The following is a 421-nucleotide window of genomic DNA, read 5'->3' as shown; positions in this document are numbered from 1 at the left end:
CATTTCTTATCTTTATAAGAGACTGATGAATTGCCGGGTCTTACTACCGTGTTCTTCCAGAAGTTATGTGCCGGCAATCGACATCGAAGATGCCAAACTGCGGGCATGCACTAGTAATAAAAATGAAGTAGTCGGTTCCCGCAGCTCCATGAACCTTCTTAAGAATCATAAAGAGGATTAGTTGAAACAACAAAGGCTGATGAGTTGCCGGGAATCACTACTGCATACTTTCAAGAATTGCAGGCCGGCAATGGGCATTAAAATGCCCAAACTGCGAGCATGCTCTAGTAATAAAAATGAAGTAGTGGGTTCCCGCAGCTCCAGGAGCTTTCTTAAGAATAAAAAATCCAGACAAAGAAAAAGCTCCTAGCTAATTAGCTAGGAGCTCTTAATGAAGCCCTGGGGTTGACCTACTCTCACA

General features: G+C 43.2%; 1 protein-coding gene. It reads left to right on the top strand.

All coding sequences use genetic code 11. The features are described from left to right. On the top strand, positions 1–181 hold a 181-nt coding region (locus tag AC0SAP_RS10370), incomplete at its 5' end, for a hypothetical protein (protein ID WP_473384109.1). Positions 182–421: the final 240 nt, after the last annotated feature.

The organism is Ignatzschineria sp. PL_is040, assembly GCF_055813795.1.
Note: the sequence above shows the minus strand (reverse complement) of the source record. Positions and strands in the feature narration are given on the sequence as shown.